Origin of the sequence: Cedecea sp. P7760, assembly GCF_013386425.1 — a bacterium.
GTDB lineage: Bacteria > Pseudomonadota > Gammaproteobacteria > Enterobacterales > Enterobacteriaceae > Cedecea > Cedecea selenatireducens.
Map to the genome: position 1 here is coordinate 41578 of NZ_JACARU010000012.1, position 20111 is coordinate 61688.

21 protein-coding genes are annotated in these 20111 nt (G+C 54.6%); 14 read left to right on the forward strand and 7 right to left on the reverse strand.

Annotated elements, in window-relative coordinates:
• Positions 1 to 8 precede the first annotated feature (8 nt).
• Complete coding sequence (locus HX778_RS05015) at positions 9 to 209, forward strand: YoaH family protein (RefSeq protein ID WP_038482107.1); 201 nt, start codon at positions 9 to 11, stop codon at positions 207 to 209.
• A 21-nt stretch (positions 210 to 230) separates the two neighbouring features.
• Here HX778_RS05015 and HX778_RS05020 read toward each other — a convergent pair whose 3' ends face one another.
• Positions 231 to 575 carry a RidA family protein gene (locus HX778_RS05020; RefSeq protein WP_038482110.1) on the reverse strand — a complete coding sequence of 115 codons (345 nt, stop codon included), beginning with the start codon at positions 573 to 575 and terminating at the stop codon, positions 231 to 233.
• Positions 576 to 703: 128 nt separating this feature from the next.
• Here HX778_RS05020 and HX778_RS05025 point away from each other — a divergent pair, with 128 nt between their 5' ends.
• The 5 genes from HX778_RS05025 (at position 704) to rnd (ending at position 7088) form a co-directional block, all read left to right on the forward strand.
• Positions 704 to 2614: an ATP-dependent DNA helicase gene (locus HX778_RS05025; protein WP_038482113.1), complete on the forward strand. Its 1911-nt coding sequence runs from the start codon at positions 704 to 706 to the stop codon at positions 2612 to 2614.
• 68 nt (positions 2615 to 2682) lie between these two features.
• Positions 2683 to 3378: a tRNA (adenosine(37)-N6)-threonylcarbamoyltransferase complex dimerization subunit type 1 TsaB gene (tsaB, locus tag HX778_RS05030; protein WP_176981421.1), complete on the forward strand. Its 696-nt coding sequence runs from the start codon at positions 2683 to 2685 to the stop codon at positions 3376 to 3378.
• Between the two features lie 42 nt (positions 3379 to 3420).
• A complete protein-coding gene (locus HX778_RS05035) occupies positions 3421 to 4011 on the forward strand; it encodes a Slp family lipoprotein (RefSeq protein ID WP_038482119.1) in 591 nt (196 codons plus the stop codon).
• A 200-nt stretch (positions 4012 to 4211) separates the two neighbouring features.
• A complete protein-coding gene (gene fadD, locus HX778_RS05040; RefSeq protein WP_176981422.1) occupies positions 4212 to 5897 on the forward strand; it encodes a long-chain-fatty-acid--CoA ligase FadD in 1686 nt (561 codons plus the stop codon).
• 69 nt (positions 5898 to 5966) lie between these two features.
• A complete protein-coding gene (rnd, locus tag HX778_RS05045) occupies positions 5967 to 7088 on the forward strand; it encodes a ribonuclease D (RefSeq protein WP_176981423.1) in 1122 nt (373 codons plus the stop codon).
• Between the two features lie 142 nt (positions 7089 to 7230).
• On the opposite strand, the gene minE is transcribed toward rnd, so the two are convergent.
• Genes minE through minC form a run of 3 tightly spaced genes read right to left on the reverse strand, consistent with a single transcriptional unit; the run spans position 7231 to position 9057 of the window.
• Complete coding sequence (gene minE, locus HX778_RS05050; protein ID WP_008454068.1) at positions 7231 to 7506, reverse strand: cell division topological specificity factor MinE; 276 nt, start codon at positions 7504 to 7506, stop codon at positions 7231 to 7233.
• A 3-nt stretch (positions 7507 to 7509) separates the two neighbouring features.
• The gene (gene minD / locus HX778_RS05055; RefSeq protein WP_176981424.1) at positions 7510 to 8322 is read right to left on the reverse strand and encodes a septum site-determining protein MinD; all 813 of its coding nucleotides are present in this window, start codon (positions 8320 to 8322) and stop codon (positions 7510 to 7512) included.
• Between the two features lie 24 nt (positions 8323 to 8346).
• A complete protein-coding gene (gene minC, locus HX778_RS05060; RefSeq protein ID WP_038482134.1) occupies positions 8347 to 9057 on the reverse strand; it encodes a septum site-determining protein MinC in 711 nt (236 codons plus the stop codon).
• 126 nt (positions 9058 to 9183) lie between these two features.
• Here minC and HX778_RS05065 point away from each other — a divergent pair, with 126 nt between their 5' ends.
• The 5 genes from HX778_RS05065 (at position 9184) to HX778_RS05085 (ending at position 12452) form a co-directional block, all read left to right on the forward strand.
• On the forward strand, positions 9184 to 9459 hold the full coding sequence (locus HX778_RS05065; protein WP_038482137.1) for a YcgL domain-containing protein: 276 nt from the start codon (positions 9184 to 9186) through the stop codon (positions 9457 to 9459).
• Between the two features lie 75 nt (positions 9460 to 9534).
• A complete protein-coding gene (locus tag HX778_RS05070) occupies positions 9535 to 10662 on the forward strand; it encodes a lytic transglycosylase domain-containing protein (protein WP_176981425.1) in 1128 nt (375 codons plus the stop codon).
• A 23-nt stretch (positions 10663 to 10685) separates the two neighbouring features.
• Positions 10686 to 11345: a fumarylacetoacetate hydrolase family protein gene (locus tag HX778_RS05075; protein ID WP_176981426.1), complete on the forward strand. Its 660-nt coding sequence runs from the start codon at positions 10686 to 10688 to the stop codon at positions 11343 to 11345.
• A gap of 88 nt (positions 11346 to 11433) precedes the next feature.
• Positions 11434 to 11880, forward strand: a complete 447-nt coding sequence (locus HX778_RS05080; protein WP_016536875.1) for a YcgN family cysteine cluster protein — start codon at positions 11434 to 11436, stop codon at positions 11878 to 11880.
• 332 nt (positions 11881 to 12212) lie between these two features.
• Positions 12213 to 12452 carry a DUF333 domain-containing protein gene (locus HX778_RS05085; RefSeq protein ID WP_176981427.1) on the forward strand — a complete coding sequence of 80 codons (240 nt, stop codon included), beginning with the start codon at positions 12213 to 12215 and terminating at the stop codon, positions 12450 to 12452.
• A 48-nt stretch (positions 12453 to 12500) separates the two neighbouring features.
• Here the strand turns inward: HX778_RS05085 and dsbB are convergent, their stop codons facing one another.
• Entirely contained in the window at positions 12501 to 13031 is a 531-nt protein-coding gene (dsbB, locus tag HX778_RS05090; RefSeq protein WP_038482151.1) for a disulfide bond formation protein DsbB, read from the reverse strand.
• A gap of 145 nt (positions 13032 to 13176) precedes the next feature.
• The gene (gene nhaB / locus HX778_RS05095) at positions 13177 to 14742 is read right to left on the reverse strand and encodes a sodium/proton antiporter NhaB (protein WP_176981428.1); all 1566 of its coding nucleotides are present in this window, start codon (positions 14740 to 14742) and stop codon (positions 13177 to 13179) included.
• Between the two features lie 228 nt (positions 14743 to 14970).
• Here nhaB and fadR point away from each other — a divergent pair, with 228 nt between their 5' ends.
• Positions 14971 to 15690: a fatty acid metabolism transcriptional regulator FadR gene (fadR, locus tag HX778_RS05100; RefSeq protein WP_038482156.1), complete on the forward strand. Its 720-nt coding sequence runs from the start codon at positions 14971 to 14973 to the stop codon at positions 15688 to 15690.
• Between the two features lie 55 nt (positions 15691 to 15745).
• Here the strand turns inward: fadR and HX778_RS05105 are convergent, their stop codons facing one another.
• The gene (locus HX778_RS05105) at positions 15746 to 17278 is read right to left on the reverse strand and encodes a SpoVR family protein (protein WP_176981429.1); all 1533 of its coding nucleotides are present in this window, start codon (positions 17276 to 17278) and stop codon (positions 15746 to 15748) included.
• Positions 17279 to 17603: 325 nt separating this feature from the next.
• Here HX778_RS05105 and HX778_RS05110 point away from each other — a divergent pair, with 325 nt between their 5' ends.
• Positions 17604 to 18902 (forward strand): D-amino acid dehydrogenase, encoded by a 1299-nt coding sequence (locus HX778_RS05110; RefSeq protein ID WP_176981430.1) that lies wholly within the window; start codon positions 17604 to 17606, stop codon positions 18900 to 18902.
• A gap of 11 nt (positions 18903 to 18913) precedes the next feature.
• Positions 18914 to 19984: a catabolic alanine racemase DadX gene (gene dadX, locus HX778_RS05115; RefSeq protein ID WP_176981431.1), complete on the forward strand. Its 1071-nt coding sequence runs from the start codon at positions 18914 to 18916 to the stop codon at positions 19982 to 19984.
• Positions 19985 to 20111: the final 127 nt, after the last annotated feature.

The following is a 20111-nucleotide window of genomic DNA, read 5'->3' on the forward strand; positions in this document are numbered from 1 at the left end:
AGTTCGATATGATTTCAGGATTACCGGCGCTTAGCCACGAGCAGCAGCAGCAGGCCGTCGAGCGTATTCACGAACTGATGGCAAACGGCATGAGCAGCGGCGAAGCCATCGCCCTGGTGGCCAGTGAGATCCGTGCCTCGCACACCGGCGGTAACATCGTCGCACGCTTTGAAGATGAAGACGACGAAGAAGAAGACCCGCAGGACTAGCCGGGCCTCAACGGCTTTGCGTTACACGGCGGCGATGATTTTGATTTCCACTTTGTAACGCGGGTTCATCAGTTTAGCCTGTACGGTGCAGCGTACCGGCGCTTTACCCGCCACAACCCACTCATCCCACGCTTTATTCATTGCCGCAAAATCCTCGCCGTCCGGCAGGAAAATAGTCGCATCCAGAATGCGGGTCTTATCGCTGCCAAGCTCGGCCAGCAGGGTGTCAATTTGCTCAAGGGTATTTGCCGTCTGCTGGTAAGCGTCGGCATCCAGGTTTTCAGGCACGCCGGTGTAGTACACGGTCTGGTTATGGATAACAGCATCAGACCAGCGAGCTTCGGGTTTAATACGCGCAATACTCATGACAACTCCTTAACAACAAACGATATGTGCGGCACAGACTGCCATAATCCGCTGCCCGGTTCCACCGGCTTGCTGGATAAACCTGGCCAGGGCTGACATAATCACTGGCAATTTAACCAGGGGGTAACGTGACGGACGATTTTGCAGCAGACGGCCAACTGGCTCAGGTCATTCCCGGTTTCAGGCCGCGTGAGGCGCAGCGTGAAATGGCAGAGGCGGTCACCAGGGCCATTAAAGCCGGCGGCGAGCTGGTGGTAGAAGCCGGTACCGGTACGGGGAAAACGTATGCCTACCTTGCCCCCGCCCTGCGTTCGGGCAAAAAAGTGATTATCTCTACCGGCTCAAAGGCGCTGCAGGATCAGCTGTTTTCCCGCGATCTGCCGACTATCTCCCGGGCGCTGAAATTTACCGGCCGCGTGGCGCTGCTGAAGGGACGCTCTAACTACCTTTGCCTGGAAAGACTTGAACAGCAGTCGCTGGCCGGCGGCGACTTGCCCGTGCAGGCACTAAGCGACGTGGTACATCTGCGCGGCTGGGCCAGCGAAACCGTCGACGGTGATATCAGCACCTGCGCTTCTGTCGCCGAAGACTCCACCGTCTGGCCGATGGTTACCAGCACCAACGACAACTGTCTGGGCCAGGATTGCCCGCAGTATCAGGACTGTTTCGTGGTGAAAGCGCGTAAAAAGGCAATGGATGCTGACGTGGTGGTGGTGAACCATCATCTCTATCTGGCCGATATGGTGGTGAAAGAGAGTGGCTTCGCGGAGCTGATCCCCGAGGCCGAAGTGACGATTTTCGATGAAGCTCATCAGATCCCCGATATCGCCAGCCAGTATTTTGGTCAGTCTATCTCCAGCCGCCAACTGCTCGACCTCGCCAAAGACATCTCTATTGCTTACCGGACAGAAGTTAGGGATGTGCAACAGCTGCAAAAAAGCGCCGACAGCCTCGCTCAGCGCACGCAGGATTTTCGCCTGCAAATAGGCGACCCGGGCTACCGTGGCAACCTGCGTGAGCTGCTCGCGGACGCCAATATTCAGCGTTCTTTGCTGCTGCTCGATGACGCGCTGGAGCTGTGTTACGACGTGGCGAAGCTTTCCCTTGGGCGCTCTGCGCTTTTGGACGCTGCTTTTGAACGGGCGGTGATTTACCGTGGACGCATCAAGCGGCTGAAAGAGATCAATCAGCCGGGGTACAGCTACTGGTACGAATGTAACGCCCGCCATTTCACACTAGCCCTGACGCCGCTGTCCGTGGCAGACAAGTTTAAGGAAGCTATCCGTGAAAAAGCGGGCTGCTGGGTCTTCACCTCGGCGACCCTCGCGGTGAATGACAAAATGAGCCATTTCACCGAACGGCTGGGCATCGACGAGGCAGAAACGCTGCTGCTGGCAAGCCCGTTTGACTACGCTAAGCAGGCGCTGCTCTGCGTGCCGCGAGGGCTGCCAACGCCAAACCAGCCGCACGCAGGCCGCCATCTGGCCAATTTGCTGCGCCCGCTCATTGAAGCCAATAACGGGCGCTGCTTTATGCTTTGTACCTCCCACGCCATGATGCGCGACCTGGCCGAGCAGTTCCGCGCCACCATGACGCTCCCGGTGCTGCTGCAGGGCGAAACCAGCAAAGGCCAGCTGTTGCAGCAGTTTGTTGAGGCCGGTAATGCCCTGCTGGTGGCGACCAGCAGCTTCTGGGAAGGCGTTGACGTTCGCGGTGATACGCTCTCACTGGTCATCATCGACAAACTGCCCTTTACCTCACCGGACGATCCGCTGCTGAAGGCTCGAATGGAAGATTGCCGCATTCGTGGCGGCGATCCGTTTGACGATGTCCAGCTGCCGGATGCGGTCATCACCCTCAAGCAGGGCGTCGGCAGACTCATTCGCGACGTGGAGGACCGGGGCGTGCTGGTTATCTGTGATAACCGGCTGGTGATGCGGCCTTATGGCGCTGTTTTCCTGAACAGCCTGCCGCCAACGCCGCGTACCCGGGATATAAATCGGGCAGTTGAGTTCCTCAGCGCCTCTGGCGCGCAGTAATTTGTGCCAGGCTATGGTATGATGCGCGCCGTTTTTTGACCTTATCTCCGCCAGAGGTTGGCAAGTCCATGCGAATTTTAGCCATCGATACCGCAACAGAAGCCTGTTCTGTTGCTCTGCAAAACGACGAGGCGTCCTACGCCCATTTCGAACTCTGCCCGCGCGAGCATACGCAAAGAATTTTGCCCATGGTGAGGGACATCCTGAACCAGGGCGAAATTACTTTGTCTGATGTGAACGCACTCGCCTACGGGCGTGGGCCGGGCAGTTTTACCGGCGTGCGAATTGGTATCGGCATTGCACAAGGGCTGGCGCTGGGCGCTGAGCTACCAATGATTGGTGTCTCAACGCTAGCGACGATGGCGCAGGGCGCATGGCGCCGTACCGGGGCAACCCGAGTCCTGGCCGCCATAGATGCTCGAATGGGCGAAGTCTACTGGGCCGAATATCAGCGTGACGAGCAGGGCGTGTGGCACGGCGAAGAAAGTGAAGCCGTCCTCAAGCCGGAAGACGTTACCGGTCGGTTGAAACAGCTTAGCGGCAGCTGGGCTACAGTCGGTACAGGCTGGCAGGCCTGGCCTGATATGGCGCAGGATAGCGGACTTCTGTTGCAGGACGGTGAAACCACGCTGCCCGAAGCAGAAGACATGCTGCCGCTGGCGCTGCAGGCTTTTAACGCCGGAAAAACCGTCGCCGTGGAACACGCTGAACCGGTCTACCTGCGCAATGAAGTGACCTGGAAAAAGCTTCCTGGCAGAGAGTAATACCCACCGCTCCGAACGGAGTGGAGGTTAAGGAGATGAGGTATGGCTGTTTGTAATGTCAAAAAATGCAGCTGGCTGCTTGCAGCCGCCGCGGCGTTGGTGCTGAGCGGCTGCGTGAGCGTGCCGGACGCCATCAAAGGAACCTCGGCGACGCCGCAGCAGGATCTGACGGTCGTCATGAATGCTCCCCAGCTTTACGTTGGGCAGGAAGCACGTTTTGGCGGCCGGGTGGTGAACGTGGATAACCTGAAGGGGAAAACCCGGCTGGAAATTGCCACCGTCAGCCTGGATGAAGGTGCCCGCCCGGCGCTGAATGAACCTTCTCACGGGCGTATTTATGCCGACGTGAACGGTTTCCTGGACCCGGTTGATTTTCGTAATCAGCTGGTCACCGTTGTGGGGCCAATCACCGGCACCGCAGAAGGTAAAATTGGCCAGACGCCGTATAAATTCATGACCATGCAGGCGACAGGGTATAAGCGCTGGAACGTGGTTCAGCAGGTCGTGATGCCGCCGCAGCCCATAGATCCGTGGTTCTGGGGCGGCCCATACCCGTACCGTCATCATTATGATATGTGGGGCGGCTGGTATAATCCGGGGCCCGCACAGGTACAAACCGTCGTAACCGAATAATCTGTTGTTTTTAAATATTTTCAAACAGCGGCCTGGCCGCTGTTTGTTTTTATCCAGGACGGATGAAAAAATTTAGTGATGCGCTTCGCAACCTTTAATCAGGCTAATTAATAAACTGGTACGCTGAGTTAATATTATGTTAACGAAATGTGTAGCCTGGGGTTGTGATGACGACAAATAATAATTTCAGAGGTGGATCCTTGAATAAGGTTTGGCTTAACCGCTACCCGGCCGACGTTGCGGCTGAAATAAATCCCGATCGCTATCAATCCCTGGTTGATATGTTTGAACAGGCCATCACTCGCTATGCCGATAAGCCTGCGTTTATCAATATGGGGGAGGTGATGACCTTCCGTAAGCTGGAAGAGCGCAGCCGTGCATTCGCCGCTTACCTCCAGCAGGGCCTGGGGCTGAAAAAAGGCGACCGCGTTGCGCTGATGATGCCCAACCTGCTGCAGTACCCGGTGGCGCTCTTTGGCATACTGCGTGCCGGAATGGTGGTGGTTAACGTTAACCCGCTTTATACCCCACGCGAGCTGGAGCACCAGCTGAACGACAGCGGCGCCAGCGCGATCGTCATCGTGTCGAACTTTGCCCACACGCTGGAAAAAGTGGTCGATAAAACCCAGGTGAAGCACGTGATCCTGACCCGCCTGGGAGACCAGATCTCCGGCCCGAAAGGCACGCTGGTTAACTTTGTCGTCAAATACATCAAGCGGCTGGTGCCTAAATACCATTTGCCAAACGCTATCTCCTTCCGCCGCGCGCTGCAAAGCGGCTACCGCATGCAGTACATCAAGCCTGAAATTATCAACGACGATTTGGCCTTCCTGCAGTACACCGGCGGCACGACCGGCGTGGCGAAGGGCGCGATGCTGACGCACCGCAACATGCTGGCCAACCTTGAGCAGGTGAGGGCGGCCTATAGCCCGCTGCTGCATGAAGGCAAGGAGCTGGTGGTCACCCCGCTGCCGCTCTATCATATTTTTGCCCTGACCATTAACTGCCTGCTGTTTATCGATATGGGCGGTCAGAACCTGCTGATTACCAACCCGCGCGACATTCCGGGCCTGGTAAAGGAACTGGCGAAATATCCTTTCACCGCCATGACCGCCGTGAACACGCTGTTTAACGCCTTGCTGAACAACAAAGAGTTCCAGCAGCTGGACTTCTCAAGCCTGCACCTCTCCGCGGGCGGCGGCATGCCGGTTCAGCACGCCGTGGCTGAACGTTGGGAAAAATTAACCGGGCGCTTCCTGCTGGAAGGCTACGGCCTGACGGAGTGCGCGCCGCTGGTCAGCGCGAATCCGCATGACATGGATTACCACAGCGGCTCTATTGGCCTGCCGGTGCCGTCTACCGATGTGAAGCTGATTGATGATGAAGGCAATGAGGTTCCTCCTGGCGAGCCCGGTGAGCTTTGCGTTAAAGGGCCTCAGGTGATGCTGGGCTACTGGCAGCGCCCGAAAGAGACCGATGAAATTCTGAAAGACGGCTGGCTGCGCACCGGCGACATTGCGGTGATGAACGACGAAGGCTTTATGAACATCGTTGACCGTAAAAAAGACATGATCCTCGTTTCCGGTTTTAACGTTTATCCCAACGAAATTGAAGACGTGGTGATGCAGAACGAAGGCGTGCTGGAAGTTGCGGCGGTTGGTGTGCCTGCCGGCGTAAGCGGTGAGCACGTCAAAATCTTCGTCGTGAAGAAGGACCCGGCCCTGACGGAAGAAGCGCTTATCGCCTTCTGCCGCCGCCAGTTAACCGGCTATAAAGTGCCGAAACTGATAGAATTCCGCACGGAATTGCCAAAATCCAACGTCGGGAAAATTTTACGACGAGAACTGCGTGACGAAGCGGGCAAGACAGGCAACAATAACGCCTGAGCTCCAAGTCACTCGTCCTGATGCCGGTTCGCCGGCATTTTTTATGGGCGCAACCTAAGAGAACTGAATTTGACTTACCAGATGATTACCACCGATGAAGGGCTGGCCGCCGTTTGCCAGGCCGCTCGTCAGTTCCCCGCGCTGGCGCTGGACACCGAATTTGTCCGTACGCGAACCTATTACCCGCAACTGGGGCTGATCCAGCTTTATGATGGCCAGCAGGCCTCGTTGATAGACCCGTTAGCTATTAGCGACTGGTCGCCGTTTAAAGCGCTGCTGCAGGACCCTGATACGGTTAAATACCTGCATGCCGGCAGCGAAGACCTCGAAGTCTTCCTGAACGCTTTTGGCATGCTGCCAGACCCGTTTATCGATACCCAAATTCTTGCGTCATTCACCGGGCGTCCGCTCTCCTGCGGCTTTGCGACTATCGTGGAGTCCTATACCGGCATCGCGCTGGATAAAAGCGAATCCCGCACTGACTGGCTGGCACGTCCGTTAACAGAGCGGCAGTGCGATTATGCGGCGGCAGACGTGCTCTATCTGCTGCCCATCGCTGAGAAGCTCATGGCCGAAACCGAAGCGGCCGGCTGGATCAACGCGGCTCTCGACGAGTGCCAGCTGATGTGTGCCCGTCGCCGTGACCAGCTTGACCCGGAAGAAGCCTGGCGCGAAATTGGCAATGCATGGCAGCTTCGCACCGGCCAGCTGGCCTGCCTCAAGAAGCTGGCCTCGTGGCGCCTGCGTAAAGCGCGTGAGCGGGATATGGCGGTGAATTTTGTCGTGCGCGAAGAGAACCTCTGGCAGGTGGCTCGCTATATGCCGGGATCGCTCGGGGAACTGGACGCTCTTGGTCTGAGCGGCAGCGAAATTCGTTTCCACGGTAAAGCGCTTATCGCGCTGGTCGCGGAGGCGCAGGCATTGCCCGAGAGCGAGCTGCCGCAGCCGCTGCAGAACCTGGTGGATATGCCGGGCTACCGCAAAGTCTTTAAGGCGATTAAAGCGCTGGTGCAGGAAGTGAGTGAGGCAAAAGGGCTGAGTGCAGAATTACTGGCATCGCGTCGCCAAATAAACCAGCTGTTAAACTGGCACTGGAAATTGAAACCTCAGCACGTTGAGCCGGAATTAATTAGCGGCTGGCGCGCCGAATTAATGGCAGAGGCGTTAACTAAACTGTTGGCAGAATACTAATAGTGTTTCGATACCTGGGAATAATTACAGTATTATTCTCAGAGTGAAATATATTGGCGGTAGGTCAACGAGAAAGATCTTAATAATCGTTAAGGCTTCGAGTAAAAATAAAACCCCCTGACATAAGCAGGGGGTTTTTTATTCACGCAGATTTACTGGCTTCTTCCGCTTCCGGGAGCGTGACGTTCAGCTCCAGAATCGAAATATCCCCATCTCGTTGCTCAAGCTGAACGCTGACCATTTCAGGATCGATTTGCACGTACTTGCAAATCACGTCGAGAATGTCTTTGCGCAGCTGAGGCAGGTAATGCGGTTCAGCATCGCTACGGCGACGCTCAGCAACGATAATCTGTAAACGCTCTTTCGCGATGTTGGCGGTGTTCTTTTTTCGTGACAGAAAAAAGTCGAGTAATGCCATAACTTATCCTCCGAACAGGCGTTTCAGGAAACCCTTCTTCTCTTCTTCAATGAAGCGGAAAGGGCGTTCTTCACCGAGCAGGCGTTCCACGGTATCGGCGTAGGCTTTGCCCGCGTCAGATTCACCGTCAAGAATAACCGGCTCGCCCTGGTTGGACGCGCGCAGCACCGACTGGTCTTCCGGGATAACCCCAACCAGAGGAATGCGCAGAATGTCGAGCACGTCTTCCATGCTCAGCATATCGCCCCGGTTGACGCGGCCAGGGTTGTAGTGGGTGAGCAATAAATGCTCTTTAATCGGGTCTTCGCCGTTTTCAGCGCGGCGTGATTTCGACGACAGAATGCCGAGAATACGGTCTGAGTCACGCACCGAGGAAACTTCCGGGTTGGTGGTGATAACCGCTTCGTCAGCAAAGTACAGCGCCATGAGCGCGCCGGTCTCGATGCCCGCGGGCGAGTCACAAACGATAAATTCGAAGTCCATGTTTTTCAGGTCTTCAAGCACCCTGGCCACGCCTTCGCGGGTCAGGGCGTCTTTATCGCGGGTTTGTGAAGCGGGCAGGATATAGAGCTGTTCGGTGCGTTTATCGCGGATAAGCGCCTGGTTCAGCGTGGCATCGCCCTGAATAACGTTGACGAAATCGTACACGACGCGGCGTTCGCAGCCCATGATCAGGTCAAGGTTACGCAGGCCAATATCGAAATCAATAACGACGGTTTTTCTTCCCTTTTGGGCCAGACCCGTGGCGATGGCCGCGCTGGACGTGGTCTTACCGACGCCCCCTTTACCCGATGTAACAACAATAATGCGTGCCATAAAGGATTTCCTTGTTAAAAGGGCTTAATACAAAGATTGAACGGAGAGCGCACCACCCGCCAGATTAAGGCGAGCCGCTTTTCCATAATAATCGGCTGGGATCTGCTCACTCAGCCAGTACTCGCCTGCTATAGAGACAAGCTCTGCTACCAGGTTAGTACAAAATATTTGCGCATCACGATCGCCGTTTGCACCAGCCAGCGCACGGCCACGCATCATGCCGTAAATATGAATATTACCATCTGCTATCAGTTCTGCACCGGCGCTGACGTGATTGGTCACAATCAAGTCACAGTTTGGCGCATAAATGCGCTGGCCGGAACGGACCGGGGTATCAATTAAACGCGTTTTTGTGACCGGGCTAACATCCGGCGCGGCAACGACCACGGGCTCAACGGGCGCGGCTTTCGGCGCTCTGGCAATCTTTTCTTTCCCTTCGGTCAGCAAGGGCAGGCCAGCACGCTCAATGTCAGCTTTTAACGCTTCATCTTTACAGCCGCTGATACCCACCACGCGCAGGCCGGTTGCGGTGACGGCCTGTTGTACTTTCTTCCAGTTGACGGAACCATCGAGACTGGCGACGTTAACGACCACCGGGGCATTCTTTAAGAATGCGGGAGCCTGGGCGATTTTATCTTCCAGTGCCTGGCGAATAACCTCAGGTTGTGCATCATGCAAATGAACCACAGATAAGGTAAAACTGCTGCCCTTTAACTCGATTGGCGTGTTTGACATCCTGGCCTTACTCAATTCAGTTTCAATCCCCACAATTGTGGGACGATATTCCGAAGTACACCAGGCATGTTATAGTCCAGCTTATATTCAGGCAAGCCACTCGCTGGCGAAAATAGAGTAAAAAAAATGTTTTGTGTGATCTACAGAAGTACCAAACGCGATCGGACTTATCTTTATGTCGAAAAAAAAGACGATTTCTCCAAAGTGCCGGAAGAACTGATGAAAGGCTTTGGTAAACCGGTGCTGTCGATGCTTCTGCCGCTGGATGGCAGCAAAAAACTGGCCAATGCCGATTTGGATAAAGTTAAACAGGCATTGGAAAATGAGGGGTATTATTTGCAGATCCCACCTCCGATAGAAAGTTTGCTGACCGTGCACCTGGAAAACAGTCCGAAAAAATAACTTTAGGACTGACGGTAAATCTTTTCCGGACATAAAGCCTGAAGATGTGCGAAACACATTATTATGGTAAAGACGATGAAATATTCAGCATTCAGGCCGATCATCAGCGCCTTAATACTCGTCAGTTTTACCGACTCCCTTGCTTATGCAGAGGCGGCTCCTGCGGCCGTCGCTGCATCTCAGACCAAACTCTCTGAAGCGACCACGCTTGCAGAGCAGGGGCGCGATCCCGCTGAATTTCCTGCCTATGTTGAACAATTAAAGAAAGAAGCCAGAGCTAAAGGCATCAGCCATGCCACGCTGGATAAGGCCTTTGCCAATATTCATTTTGTCGATCGGGTCATTAAATCTGACCGTAATCAGCTGGAAAAGAAAATTACGCTTGATGACTATTTAAAGCGTGTCATCACGCCGGCCAAAATTAAACAGGCCCGCAGCCTGGCTAAACAGCACCAGGCCGAACTGGAAAGGGTTAGTGCAAAAAGCGGTGTCCAAAGCCGTTACATTGTCGCCCTGTGGGCGATGGAGAGCAATTTCGGCAAACTTCAGGGCAAAGAAGATGTGATTTCTGCTCTGGCGACGCTGGCCTTTGAGGGACGTCGAGAAGCCTTTTTCACCAACGAGCTGATGGCGGCGCTGAAAATCATCCAGCGGGGTGACGTTAGCGCCTCACAGATGAAAGGTTCATGGGCGGGCGCGATGGGGCAAAATCAGTTTATGCCGAGTTCGCTGCTGCGCTACGGTAAAGACGGTGATGGCGACGGTAAAATTGATATCTGGAATAACACCCGCGATGTTTTTGCTTCCACGGCCAACTATCTGGCGATGGAAGGCTGGCAGCACGGCGGTGGCTGGGGCCTGGAAGTGAAGCTTCCGCCTGGCTTTAATCCTTCGCTTCTGGGCACAAAGCCAGGGCAAGGCAAGCGCGTGGCTCAATGGAAAAAATTGGGCGTTACCCTGCCCAACGGTTTACATCTCCCGGCATCGGCACAAAAAGGCTGGCTGGTGAAGCCAGACGATGGCCTGGGACGTTCGTTCCTGGTCTATAACAATTTTCGCACCCTGATGCACTGGAACCGCTCTTATTATTTCGCCATTAGCATCGGCAAGATGGCGGACGCTACGCGAATAAATAAGGCACGCTTAGAAACACTTCCCCGGTATTCAGCAGCTATTTTTTTATCTAGTATCAAAGGCAGTTAACACAAACGACACAGAGGAAAGGCATGTATCAACATCATAACTGGCAGGGTGCACTGCTGGATTTTCCGGTAAACAAGGTAGTCTGTGTTGGCAGCAACTATGCCAAACATATTAAAGAGATGGGCAGCGCGACGCCGGACGAACCGGTGGTGTTTATCAAGCCCGAGAGCGCATTGTGTGACATTCGCCAGCCGCTGGCGCTGCCGCAGGAGTTTGGCTCGGTACATCATGAAGTGGAGCTGGCTATCCTGATCGGCGCCACCCTTAAGCAGGCAAGCGAAGAGCACGTCCTTAAGGCGATTGCCGGTTATGGCGTTGCGCTGGATCTGACGCTGCGTGACCTGCAGGCTAAGCTGAAAAAAGCAGGCCAGCCGTGGGAAAAAGCGAAGGGCTTTGATAACTCATGCCCAATCTCCGGTTTTATCCCTGCGGCGCAGTTTACGCACGATCCGCAAAACACGCCTCTTGAGCTGAAAATCAACGGGGAAGTTCGCCAGCAGGGCAATACCGAAGATATGATCCACAAGATCGTGCCGCTGATTGCCTACATGAGCAAATTCTTCACCCTGCGTGCGGGAGATGTAATCCTTACCGGAACGCCGGAAGGCGTTGGCCCGCTGCACAGCGGCGATGAGCTGGAAGTGAGCTTTGCCGGCCACAGCCTGAACACGCGCGTTTTGTAAACAATTTGCCGCTTCAGGGCGGCAAAACTTGCATCCGGGAGTCAGACTGTTTATAAGGTGCGCTTAATTTTTAAATGCAGGAACCGTTATGACACCCACTCCTTTTTGGCAAAGTAAAACTCTCGACGAAATGAGCGACGCCGAGTGGGAGTCATTATGCGACGGCTGCGGTCAGTGCTGTCTGCACAAGCTGATGGACGAAGATACCGACGAGATCTACTTCACCAACGTCGCGTGTAAGCAGCTCAATATCAAAACCTGCCAGTGTAAGAACTACGTCCGCCGCTTTGAATATGAGCCGGACTGCATCAAGCTGACTCGTGATAACCTGCCTACCTTCGAGTGGCTGCCGCATACCTGTGCTTACCGTCTGCTTGCCGAAGGCAAACCGCTGCCGGAATGGCACCCGCTGATTACCGGCTCAAAAGCGGCAATGCACGGCGAACGTATTTCCGTGCGTCATATCGCGGTGAAAGAGTCGGAAGTTCGCGACTGGCAGGACCATATCCTTAACAAACCCGAGTGGGCGGACTAGCGCTTTTCGGTAATGCCTGGGGATGAAAATAAATCCTTCTTATAACTCATTTTGTGATAGGATGGATTTTCAATAACCAAAATAAGAGAGTTTTTATCCTGAATTTAATATTCCAGTGTCCGTCATGTGGCGGATCGCAGTATCGCACTTCCTCCTACGATGTCCGAGAATCAAATCCCCATGGCGCAGTCTGTATCTTTTGCAAATCCGCAATGCAGGTTTCCGCTCATCGTCCGTTAAATGCGACCTTCTCCGGTTTTAGCCCACTGGCGCAACAGTCTTTGGCTTCTGCTCAGCCGCGCTGCTAATATTCCTTCTTTAAAGGAGGAAAAATGCAAAAACTAACGACTATTATAGGCATACTGCTGCTCAGTGGCTGTGCGACCGCAGAGCGCGAAGCGCCGAAGCCACCGCATAGCGTGGGCATGGCAAACCCGGCATCGGTTTACTGCCTGGAGAAAGGTGGTAAATCAGTTAGCGTGAAAACGCCTGAAGGCGAAAGGGCTGACTGCCTGCTGCCGGGCGGAGAACGAATCGACGAATGGGCGCTTTACCGCCGCGATCATTCATAAAAAATAACCCACCGAGAGGTGGGTTATTGCTTTCCGTAATGCGCTAAATTAGCGGCCGAACAGGTCACGGCGTTTTGGTTTTAAGAACTGGGCAATCAGCACCAGCACCGCAATGACCAGCAACACGGCGAAGATCCCGAGCAGCCACTGCACCATATCCAGCGACAGGAATTCCCACTGACGAACGGAGCAGTCACCGCTAGCGACGAAGACCTGAGGCAGCCATTTGTCCAGCGGCAGCCAGCCTGGGAAACGGGCGAAGAAATCACAGGTCACGAACGGTGACGGGTGAAGCTGCAGCATGGTGTGGTCCCATGCCAGCTGAACGCCTTTCCCTGCGCTGTACAGCCAGATAGCCAGCGCGCCGTAGCGCAGAGGGCTTTTGGGGGCAATCGCACCCACCAGGCCCGCACCCATCACGCCAAACAGCGCGCAACGTTCATAAATACACATCACACAAGGTTTCAGCCCCATAACGTGCTGGAACCACAATGCCACCATCTCAAGCGCAAAGGCCGTAAAGGCCAGAAGCAGCCATGCGGTGCGCCCAAGAGAGCATTGGTTTAAATATCGCAACATAATCAGTTTCCCTGCAGCATGCGTAGAATCGGCAGTGTAAACCAATTCCCTTTTTGCGCCAGTAGCACAGATGAAAATAACGTACTAATCGGATGTTTATAAGGAAAAAATTTGTAACGGGAAGCGGACTTCCCGTCAAATTACCTTAGTGTGGTACAACCAGTGTGTCAGGCGTGGTTAACCAGCCGCTGGCAAGCATCCATTCGGTGGCGGGCACCAGCGTGTACTCAACGCAAAGCAGGCCCACAAGCGTCAGAACGAGGGTGTACGGGAGCGCCATAATAACCATTCGTCCGTAAGAGAGGCGAATCAGCGGCGCCAACGCAGAGGTCAGCAGGAACAGGAACGCCGCCTGGCCGTTAGGCGTCGCCACCGACGGCAGGTTAGTCCCGGTATTAATGGCTACCGCCAACAGCTCGAACTGTTTCATATCAATCGCGCCATGTTGCAGCGCGGTTTTCGCTTCGCTGATATAAACGGTGCCAACAAAGACGTTGTCAGAGATGGAAGAGAGCAGGCCGTTAAAGATGTAAAACAGCGACAGCTGGGCATGCGGGGAGGCATCCAGCACGTACTGAATTATCGGGCTAAACAAATGCTGATCGATGATCACCGCCACAATAGTGAAGAAAACGGTCAGCAGGGCGGTAAACGGCAGCGCTTCGGTAAAGGCCTTGCCAATCGCGTGCTCATCGGTCACGCCGCACAGCGAGGTCGCCAGAATAATCACCGACAGCCCAATAAGGCCGACTTCTGCCAGATGCAAAGCCAGGGCGACGATCAGCCAAACGCCGATCAGCGCCTGAATAAGCAGCTTCATTTTGTCCTGCTTCGTCCGTTTCTTCGCGCTTTCGGCATCGAAGTCATGCAGGATGCCGCGTACTTTTTCCGGCAACGTTTGCCCGTAACCAAGCACCTTAAAGCGCTCAAGAAGGACACAGGTTAGCAGGCCACAAATCAGCACCGGCACCGTTACCGGCATCATTCGCAGGAAGAAATCACCGAAATGCCAGCCGGCATTTTTAGCAATAATCAGGTTCTGCGGCTCGCCGACCATGGTCATCACGCCGCCGAGCGCGGTCCCCACGCCGGCGTGCATCATCAGGCTACGCAGGAAAGCGCGGAACTGCTCAAGGATCTCCCGGCTGTCGGTCTGAATATGGCTATCGTCCTGGACGTTGCCGTCATCCTGCGCCTCAGACGCCACGCGGTGATAGATGCTGTAGAAGCCAACGGCCACGCTGATAACCACTGCGACCACGGTTAAGGCATCGAGAAATGCGGAGAGAAACGCGGCGGCGACGCAAAAGGCCAGCGACAGCGCAATTTTTGAGCGAATGCCCAGCAGCAGTCGGGTAAATAACAGCAGTAACAGCTGTTTCATGAAGTAGATCCCGGCCACCATGAACATCAGCAGCAGCAGGACTTCCAGATTAGCCGCAACTTCCCCGCGAACGTGTTCGGGGCTGGTCATGCCGACCAGCACGGCTTCAATGGCAAGCAGGCCGCCGGGCAGCAGCGGATAGCACTTCAGCGCCATCGCCAGGGTGAAGATAAACTCAATCACCAGCATCCAACCCGCGACAAACGGGCTGACAAACCAGAAAACCAGCGGATTAATCACTAAAAAGATAATCAGCGTAAGCTTGTACCAGTCAGGTGATTGACCCAGAAAATTGCGGTACAGCGCCCGCCCGGAGGACATTTCCATCGTAAAATTACCGTTATCCGTTGTATTATGTTGATGTTTAATAATATAGCCCTTCAGGGTACTCGTATAAGGCTCACGCGATCAAGCCGCAGGAAATCCTGAGTTAAGGCATTAATCGTCAAAATTCAACGCCGATCCCGCATTTGCACGTCGCCCCCGCTATCTGGCGTGCATGGCATCTGGTATGATGAGTCCAATTTGCAAAACCTGAGTAATGGAAATCTTACTATGGTCATTAAGGCGCAGAGCCCAGCGGGTTTCGCGGAAGAGTATATTATAGAAAGTATCTGGAACAGCCGTTTTCCGCCGGGGTCTATCCTTCCGGCAGAGCGTGAATTATCAGAACTTATTGGCGTGACGCGAACCACATTACGTGAAGTGCTTCAGCGTCTTGCTCGCGACGGCTGGTTGACTATCCAGCACGGAAAACCGACTCGTGTTAACAATTTCTGGGAAACGTCAGGCTTAAATATCCTGGAAACGCTGGCTCGTCTGGATCACGACAGCGTGCCGCAGCTGATTGATAATCTGCTGTCCGTGCGGACCAATATTTCAACGATATTTATCCGTACTGCCCTTCGTCAGTATCCGGATAAATCGCAGGAAGTGCTGGCCACCGCCAACAAGGTTGAAGATCACGCCGACGCGTTTGCCGAGCTGGATTACAACATTTTCCGTGGCCTGGCGTTTGCGTCCGGTAACCCGATTTATGGTCTGATCCTTAACGGTATGAAAGGGCTGTACACCCGTATCGGGCGTCACTACTTTTCAAACCCAGAAGCTCGCAGCCTGGCGCTGGGCTTCTACCACCGCCTGGCGGAAATCTGCCAGCAGGGGCTTCACGATCAGGTCTTTGATACCGTGCGTAATTATGGCCGCGAGAGCGGCGAGATTTGGCACCGTATGCAGAAAAACTTGCCGGGTGATTTAGCGATGCACAGTCGCTAAGCAGAATAAAAAACGCTTCCTTCCGGAAGCGTTTTTTTTTGCGCTTGCATCTGGTTTATAAAGGATTTTTTTGCGGGCACCGTTCCAGTAACTCGACGCTACCGTCCGCATTTTGCTGTTCCATAATCACGTCAAATCCCCACAGGCGGTGCACGTGCTTAAGCACCTCGCGGCGGCCTTTATCCAGCGGCGCCCGGTTGTGCGGAATATAGCGCAGCGTCAAAGAACGATCGCCACGCAGATCCACATCCCAGACCTGAATATTTGGCTCCAGGTTGCTGAGGTTGTACTGCGCCGAGAGCTGAGAGCGAATCTCCCGATAACCTTCTTCGTTATGGATGGCCGAAATCTCCAGGAAATTATTACGGTCGTCATCCAGCACGGTGAACAGGCGGAAGTCTCGCATCAGCTTAGGCGACAGAAACTGGCTGATAAAACTCTCGTCCTTGAAGTCGCGCATGGCAAAGTGCAGCGTTTCCAGCCAGTCTTTACCGGCAATATCCGGGAACCAGTAGCGGTCTTCTTCCGTCGGTGACTGGCAGATACGTTTGATGTCCTGGAACATCGCAAACCCTAGCGCGTACGGGTTAATGCCGTTATACCAGGGGCTGTTATACGGTGGCTGGAACACCACGTTGGTGTGGCTATGAAGAAACTCCAGCATAAAGCGGTCGCTGACTTTTCCCTCGTCATACAGATGATTCAGAATGGTGTAATGCCAGAATGTCGCCCAGCCTTCGTTCATCACCTGGGTTTGCTTTTGCGGATAAAAATACTGGCTGACCTTGCGCACAATGCGCAGGATCTCACGCTGCCACGGCTCCAGCAGCGGAGCGTTCTTCTCCATGAAATACAGCAGATTCTCCTGCGGTTCGGAAGGGAAGCGGTGGGCGGACTCCGCGGTTTTTTCCTCTTCCTTACGCGGCAGCGTACGCCAAAGCGTGTTCACCTGGCTTTGCAGGTACTCCTCGCGGCTTTTCTGACGCGCTTTCTCCTCCTGCAGCGAGATTTTTTGCGGACGTTTATAGCGGTCCACGCCGTAGTTCATCAACGCATGACACGAATCCAGCAGGCGCTCCACCTCATCCATCCCGTAGCGCTCTTCGCACTGGGTAATATAGTTCCTGGCGAAAATAAGATAGTCGATTATCGAGCTGGCATCCGTCCAGCTGCGAAATAAATAGTTGTTTTTAAAGAAGGAGTTATGCCCGTAACAGGCATGAGCAATCACCAGCGCCTGCATGGTGATGGTGTTCTCCTCCATCAAATAGGCAATGCAGGGATTCGAGTTGATGACAATCTCATACGCCAGCCCTTGCTGCCCGTGTTTATACAGGCGCTCGGTCTCGATGAATTTTTTGCCAAAAGACCAGTGCGGATAATTAATCGGCATCCCGACGCTCGAGTAGGCATCCATCATCTGCTCTGAGGTGATGACCTCAATCTGGTGGGGATAGGTGTCCAGCCTGTAGAGCTTTGCTACCCGGTCAATCTCAGCCAGGTAGATGTCCAGTAGCTCAAACGTCCAGTCGGGTCCGTCGCTCAGACGGTTGGGATCCTTTGTGGCGAAATCAGTTACGGTAGCCATCAGCGCGCCCTCATTGTTTACGGCTCTCTCTGAATGGAAAGCCTCACTCTCAAGAATAGACAACTCCTGAAAGATAGCGCCGACAAGTAAAATTTTTTATTCGCGATTTATTGATTCCGATACCCGGCTTTTTACTCACCATGTAGCATTTTATTTTGGCTAAAATGTTTTCCCGTGCAGGAGATGCTAATTATCCCGGGCCAGTGCTGGCGGGCAAACCTGTGAGGTTAGTCACCATAATAAAGCCATATGTTGAATAACATATTCAACTGAGTTATCAATATGTAATCAGAAGATTATTCTTTTAGCTAAATGCGGAGCAGATATGCGTGTTGTGGTGCTGGGAAGTGGTGTCGTTGGCGTGGTAAGCGCCTGGTATTTACGTCAGGCCGGGCATGAAGTCACCGTCATCGATCGCGAATCAGGGCCGGCGCAGGAAACCAGTGCCGCCAACGCCGGTCAAATTTCACCGGGTTACGCTGCACCCTGGGCGGCACCTGGCGTCCCTTTAAAAGCCATCAAATGGATGTTCCAGCGTCATGCACCTCTGGCTATCAGCCTTGACGGCACCCAGTTCCAGCTGAAGTGGATGTGGCAGATGCTGCGCAACTGCGATACCCGCCACTACATGGAAAACAAAGGCCGCATGGTGCGCCTGGCCGAATACAGCCGCGATTGCCTGAAAGAGCTGCGCCACGCGACCGGGATTCAGTATGAAGGCCGGCAGGGCGGGACTCTGCAACTGTTCCGTACCGAGCAGCAGTATGAAAGCGCGGCAAAAGATATCGCGGTGTTGAAAGATGCCGGAGTGCCGTATGAGCTTCTGGAAGCCAGCCAGCTCAATCGCGTAGAGCCAGCGCTGGCGGACGTTGCCCATAAGCTGACCGGCGGGCTACGTTTACCGAACGATGAAACCGGTGACTGCCAGCTGTTTACCCAAAACCTGGCGCGCATGGCGGCGGAAGCGGGCGTTGAGTTTCGTTTCAATACGCCTGTCGATCGCCTGCTGTACGAAAATCAGCAAATTAGCGGCGTGCAGTGCGGCCAGGAAGTGGTGAAGGGTGATGCTTACGTGGTGGCTTTTGGCTCGTACTCCACCGGCCTGCTCAAGGGCATTGCCGATATTCCTGTCTATCCTTTAAAAGGCTACTCGCTGACTATCCCGATTGCCGATGAGCAGGGCGCGCCGGTCTCGACCATTCTCGACGAGACCTACAAAATTGCTATTACCCGCTTTGACAACCGTATTCGCGTCGGTGGAATGGCGGAAATCGTTGGCTTCAATACCGACCTGTTACAGCCGCGTCGCGAGACGCTTGAGATGGTCGTCAGAGATCTCTATCCACGCGGTGGGCACGTGGAACAGGCGACTTTCTGGACCGGCCTGCGCCCAATGACCCCGGACGGAACGCCTATTGTAGGGCGCACGCCGTTCAAGAATCTCTGGCTGAATACCGGGCACGGCACGCTGGGCTGGACGATGGCGTGTGGCTCAGGCCAGATGCTGAGCGACCTGATCTCCGGGCGCACTCCGGCGATACCGAGCGAGGATTTAGGTATTGCCCGCTACACGCCAGGCTTTACGCCCCTGAGCGCTCGCCACCTTCATGGCGCACATAACTAAAAGGAGCCGTCATGTCCCGTCCTGTGGTAGCGACGCTGGATCTCAGCGCCCTGCGCAATAATCTTGATGTGGTGCGCAGAGCCGCGCCACAGTCTCGCGTGTGGTCGGTCGTCAAGGCCAATGCTTACGGGCACGGCCTCGATCGTGTCTGGTCGGCGCTCGGCGCGACGGATGGTTTTGCGATGTTGAACCTCGAAGAGGCCATTTTGCTGCGGGAGCGTGGCTGGAAAGGCCCGATCCTGATGCTGGAAGGCTTCTTCCATGCCGATGAACTGGCGCTGTTTGATAAATACCGGCTGACCACCAGCCTGCACAGCAACTGGCAGGTTAAGGCGCTGGCGAATGCCAAACTCAGCGCGCCGCTGGACGTTTATCTTAAAATTAACAGCGGCATGAACCGGCTGGGCTTTACGCCCGATCGCGTGCACGGCATTTGGCAAAAACTCCGTTCGATCTCAAACGTGGGTCAGCTGACTCTGATGGCGCATTTTGCCGATGCAGAACAGCCCGAAGGCATCATTGAGCCGATGAAGCGCATCGAGCAGGCGGCGGAAGGCATTGATGCTCCTCGTTCGCTGTCAAACTCTGCGGCGACGCTGTGGCACCCGGAAGCGCATTTTGACTGGGTTCGTCCGGGCATCATCCTTTATGGTGCGTCCCCGAGCGGCCAATGGCAGGATGTGGCGACCAGCGGAATCCAGCCGGTGATGACGCTAAGCAGCGAAATTATCGGCATCCAGACCCTGAAAGCGGGCGATACCGTAGGCTACGGCAGCCGCTATACGGCAAGCGGTGAACAGCGTATCGGTATCGTGGCGGGTGGCTACGCGGACGGTTATCCACGCATAGCCCCGGACGGCACGCCGGTGATGGTGGACGGCGTGATGACCAGAGTGGTAGGGAAAGTGTCGATGGACATGATTACCGTGGACCTGACGCCATGCCCGCAGGCTGGCATCGGCAGCCCGGTCGAGCTGTGGGGCAAAAACGTCAAAATTGATGACGTTGCCAGCGCCGCTGGTACGGTCGGTTATGAGCTGATGTGTGCGTTAGCGCCGCGAGTGCCGGTGATGGTGAGTTAATGTTCCAGGGGCTATTTCTTCTACCTGTTTCTCTTTCCAAATATCCCGGGAGAGCTGTATAGCCCAGTATTTGTTACGTTTACCCGTAAATTGGTTTCCCCAGCACATTCAGATCACGGTGAACGTG

Excerpts from the sequence above, each read along its gene's own strand:
- HX778_RS05015 (WP_038482107.1), top strand. The coding sequence starts at position 9 with ATGATTTCAGGATTACCGGCGCTTAGCCACGAGCAGCAGCAGCAGGCC.
- HX778_RS05020 (WP_038482110.1), bottom strand. The coding sequence starts at position 575 with ATGAGTATTGCGCGTATTAAACCCGAAGCTCGCTGGTCTGATGCTGTT.
- tsaB (WP_176981421.1), top strand. The coding sequence starts at position 2,683 with ATGCGAATTTTAGCCATCGATACCGCAACAGAAGCCTGTTCTGTTGCT.
- HX778_RS05035 (WP_038482119.1), top strand. The coding sequence starts at position 3,421 with ATGGCTGTTTGTAATGTCAAAAAATGCAGCTGGCTGCTTGCAGCCGCC.
- minE (WP_008454068.1), bottom strand. The coding sequence starts at position 7,506 with ATGGCATTACTCGACTTTTTTCTGTCACGAAAAAAGAACACCGCCAAC.
- minD (WP_176981424.1), bottom strand. The coding sequence starts at position 8,322 with ATGGCACGCATTATTGTTGTTACATCGGGTAAAGGGGGCGTCGGTAAG.
- minC (WP_038482134.1), bottom strand. The coding sequence starts at position 9,057 with ATGTCAAACACGCCAATCGAGTTAAAGGGCAGCAGTTTTACCTTATCT.
- HX778_RS05065 (WP_038482137.1), top strand. The coding sequence starts at position 9,184 with ATGTTTTGTGTGATCTACAGAAGTACCAAACGCGATCGGACTTATCTT.
- HX778_RS05070 (WP_176981425.1), top strand. The coding sequence starts at position 9,535 with ATGAAATATTCAGCATTCAGGCCGATCATCAGCGCCTTAATACTCGTC.
- HX778_RS05075 (WP_176981426.1), top strand. The coding sequence starts at position 10,686 with ATGTATCAACATCATAACTGGCAGGGTGCACTGCTGGATTTTCCGGTA.
- HX778_RS05080 (WP_016536875.1), top strand. The coding sequence starts at position 11,434 with ATGACACCCACTCCTTTTTGGCAAAGTAAAACTCTCGACGAAATGAGC.
- HX778_RS05085 (WP_176981427.1), top strand. The coding sequence starts at position 12,213 with ATGCAAAAACTAACGACTATTATAGGCATACTGCTGCTCAGTGGCTGT.
- dsbB (WP_038482151.1), bottom strand. The coding sequence starts at position 13,031 with ATGTTGCGATATTTAAACCAATGCTCTCTTGGGCGCACCGCATGGCTG.
- nhaB (WP_176981428.1), bottom strand. The coding sequence starts at position 14,742 with ATGGAAATGTCCTCCGGGCGGGCGCTGTACCGCAATTTTCTGGGTCAA.
- fadR (WP_038482156.1), top strand. The coding sequence starts at position 14,971 with ATGGTCATTAAGGCGCAGAGCCCAGCGGGTTTCGCGGAAGAGTATATT.
- HX778_RS05105 (WP_176981429.1), bottom strand. The coding sequence starts at position 17,278 with ATGGCTACCGTAACTGATTTCGCCACAAAGGATCCCAACCGTCTGAGC.
- HX778_RS05110 (WP_176981430.1), top strand. The coding sequence starts at position 17,604 with ATGCGTGTTGTGGTGCTGGGAAGTGGTGTCGTTGGCGTGGTAAGCGCC.
- dadX (WP_176981431.1), top strand. The coding sequence starts at position 18,914 with ATGTCCCGTCCTGTGGTAGCGACGCTGGATCTCAGCGCCCTGCGCAAT.